At 71.7% G+C, this 3,189-nt stretch carries 3 protein-coding genes and 1 pseudogene; 1 reads left to right on the plus strand and 3 read right to left on the minus strand.

Annotated features, from left to right (window positions below; all coding sequences use genetic code 11):
* Nucleotides 1–149 precede the first annotated feature (149 nt).
* Nucleotides 150–779, plus strand: coding sequence for a lytic transglycosylase domain-containing protein (locus tag VFN12_RS13970; protein WP_325119328.1), 630 nt, complete (start codon nt 150–152; stop codon nt 777–779).
* 9 nt (nt 780–788) lie between these two features.
* On the opposite strand, the gene VFN12_RS13975 is transcribed toward VFN12_RS13970, so the two are convergent.
* The 3 genes and pseudogenes from VFN12_RS13975 to VFN12_RS13985 form a co-directional block, all read right to left on the minus strand.
* Nucleotides 789–1,493 carry a class I SAM-dependent methyltransferase gene (locus tag VFN12_RS13975; protein WP_325119329.1) on the minus strand — a complete coding sequence of 235 codons (705 nt, stop codon included), beginning with the start codon at nt 1,491–1,493 and terminating at the stop codon, nt 789–791.
* The gene (locus VFN12_RS13980; RefSeq protein ID WP_325119330.1) at nt 1,490–2,884 is read right to left on the minus strand and encodes a class II fumarate hydratase; all 1,395 of its coding nucleotides are present in this window, start codon (nt 2,882–2,884) and stop codon (nt 1,490–1,492) included. Before VFN12_RS13980 ends, VFN12_RS13975 begins: the two co-directional genes overlap by 4 nt.
* A pseudogene (locus VFN12_RS13985) lies at nt 2,881–3,189 on the minus strand (hypothetical protein); the annotation flags it as partial. The pseudogene VFN12_RS13985 and the gene VFN12_RS13980, both read right to left, overlap by 4 nt.

Here is a 3,189-nt window from a genome sequence, read left to right on the forward strand (position 1 = left end):
AGGTGTGAGCAGGCTCGCCCTCGCTGAGGGGGTCCTCGGCTTGCACCTGCCGTGCGGTGTCTTGCATGGTGGGTTGCTGCACATGACCTGGGTGTGCCGTCGTATCGACCCGCCACCCGCGCCGTCTAGCCCCGCGAGTTCATTCCTGTATGCCTAAACAAGCTGGCAAGCACGTCCCCAAGCACCGCAAGTCCCGCTCAGCCCTCGCCGCGCGCCGCGCCCCCCGCAGGGTGCTGCGCAACACGGTGATGCTGTCGTCGGTGGCCGCCGCGGCGACCGCCGGCGTCGTGACCACCGGTATCGCGACGACCCCGGCCGCGCTCGGCACCGCCTCCAAGCGCCTCAGCCAGCCCGAGCCCACCGACGAGCGCACCGAGGCCGCCCGTGCCTCGACGCCGATCTCCCGGTCCGGCGGGCGCGGTGACGCCGCCAAGGCCGAGCCCCGCAAGACCCCCGAGAAGCCGGCCGAGGACGATCTCAGCGACGAGGACCCCCGGGCCATCGGCCGGGCCCTGCTCCCGGAGTACGGTTTCTCCGCCGACCAGTTCGCCTGCCTCGACGCCCTCTACGTCAGTGAGAGCAACTGGGAGGTGGACGCCGACAACCCCACGTCGTCGGCGTACGGCATCCCGCAGGCCCTCACCGAGACCCACGAGATGCCCCCCGGCTACTTCACCGACGCCGAGGTGCAGATCCGCTGGGGCCTGGAGTACATCGCGGACTCCTACGGCTCGCCGTGCAGCGCCTGGGAGTTCAAGCAGGCCAACAACTGGTACTGAGCCCGGGACCTACCCGGCGACGAACACCGTGACCTCACCGGTGTACTCCCGGGGGCCCTCGAACTCCGGCAGCTCCCACGCGTCGTCGTCCGGCCACGAGTTCAGGTAGGCCAGGGCGGTCGCGTGGTCGGCGAAGAAGGCCCGCGTCCGCAGGGTCTCGCCGCGCACCTCGTCGAAGTGGCGTCGCAGCGCCACCTCCCCGTTCTGGGTGCTGAACTGGGTCACTTCCGGGCCGCCGCCCGCGTCCCGGCGCAGGTCGGCCAGGTGCTCGTCGCCGTTGGTGACGGCCAGGAACCGGCCGCCCGGCCGCAGCACCCGGCGTACCTCCGCGAGGGCCCGGTCGAGGTCGGGCACGTGGTAGAGCATCCACAGGGCGACGACCAGGTCGTACGACGCGTCCGCGAACGGGAGGTCGGTCGCGTCGGCCACCTGCGCCTCGACGCCGCGGGCCGAGGTCAGCTCCACGAAGCGCTCCGACTGGTCGGTCGCCACCAGCGTCGCGTCCGGGTGCTCGACGGCCAGCCGCTCCGCGAACCCACCGGTGCCGCACCCGATCTCGAGGATGTCGCGGGGGCCGGACGCGCGTGCCACGGCCAGGGCGATCTGGGTGGGGTCGCGGCCGTCGGCGGCCGGCTGCCAGACCGAGCGGCGGGTCTCCAGCGGGGTCTCGCGCGCGTACTGGGCGCGGACCTGCGCCGGGTCGTTCACGCTCACGGGTGGGTCATGGAGGCGAGATCGAGGGCCTCGTCCAGCTGCTCCTCGGTGACCTCGCCACGCTCGACGAACCCCATCGCGATCACCGTCTCGCGGATGGTGGCGCCGTCGGCCAGGGCCCGCTTGGCGACCTTGGCGGCGTTCTCGTACCCGATGTAGCGGTTGAGCGGGGTCACCACCGACGGTGACGACGCGGCGTAGGCGCGCATGCGGTCGGCGTTGGCGGTGATGCCGTCGACGCAGCGCTCGGCGAGCAGCGTGCTCGAGGTGGACAGGAGCCGGATCGACTCGAGCACGTTGCGGGCGATCACCGGCAGCATCACGTTGAGCTCGAAGTTGCCGCTCGCGCCGGCCCAGGCGACAGTGGCGTCGTTGCCGACGACCTGGGCGCAGACCATCAGGGTGGCCTCGGGCAGCACCGGGTTCACCTTGCCGGGCATGATGCTCGACCCGGGCTGAAGGTCGGGCAGGTGGATCTCGGACAGGCCGGTCGTGGGACCGCTGGACATCCAGCGCAGGTCGTTGCAGATCTTGGTCACGCCCACCGCGATGGTGCGCAGCACGCCGCTCAGCTCGACCAGGGAGTCGCGGGTGCCCTGTGCCTCGAAGTGGTCGCGGGCCTCGGTGAAGTCCTGGCCGGTCACGCTGGCCAGCTCCTCGATCACCCGCGCCGCGAAGCCGGGAGGGGTGTTGATGCCGGTGCCGACCGCGGTGCCGCCCAGGGGCAGCTCCCGCACCCGGGGGAGCACCGCGTCCAGGCGCTCGCGCGCGTAGCGCACGGTCGCGGCGTAGCCGCCGAACTCCTGCCCGAGCATCACCGGGGTGGCGTCCATGAGGTGGGTGCGGCCGGACTTCACCAGGTCGGCGAACTCCTCGGCCTTGGCCTCCAGGCTGCGCTGCAGGGTGGCCAGGGCCGGGATCAGCTGGTCCACAACCGCCAGCGTGGCCGCGACGTGGATCGAGGTGGGGAACGTGTCGTTGCTCGACTGGCTGGCGTTGACGTGGTCGTTGGGGTGGACATCGCCGCCGTCGGCCGCCACCACCCCGGCGATGACCTCGTTCATGTTCATGTTGGAGCTGGTGCCCGACCCGGTCTGGAAGACGTCGATCGGGAACTGGTCGGCGTACTCGCCGTCGGCGATCCGGCGCGCGGCCCCCGCGATCGACTCGGCCTGCTCCTTGCCGATCACCTCGAGCTCGCCGTTGACCTTGGCGGCGGCGCCCTTGATCAGGGCGAGGGCGCGGACGTGGCTGTCCTCGAGAGGCGTCCCGCTGATCGGGAAGTTCTCGACCGCGCGCTGGGTCTGGGCACGCCAGAGGGCGGTTGCCGGGACCCGGACCTCGCCGAGGGAGTCGTGCTCGATGCGGTAGTCCTGCTGTTCGTCGCTCACCCGCCCGAGGCTACTGCGCCGACACGGGCGACGTGCAGCCAGTACTTCTCCTCGCGCTCCTGCAGCGTGACGTCGTACCCGGTCGTCTCGGCGTTGCCGAAGACCTCCTCCAGGGTCGCTTCCAGCTCCGGGGACACCTCGGCGGACCAGATCGCGACCGCGCCCCCGGGACGCAGGATCCGCCGGACGCCGGTCAGGAACTCCGGCTCGTAGAGCGCGGCGTTGTGCTCGTGCACCAGGTGGCCCGGACCGTTGTCGACGTCGAGCAGCACCAGGTCGTACGACGCGTCGGACACCTCGCCGAG

The organism is Nocardioides sp. (assembly GCF_035703625.1).
Taxonomy (GTDB): Bacteria; Actinomycetota; Actinomycetes; order Propionibacteriales; family Nocardioidaceae; genus Nocardioides.

Bases quoted from the DNA above. Each gene is read 5' to 3' on its own strand.
- VFN12_RS13970 (WP_325119328.1), top strand. From the start codon at position 150: ATGCCTAAACAAGCTGGCAAGCACGTCCCCAAGCACCGCAAGTCCCGC.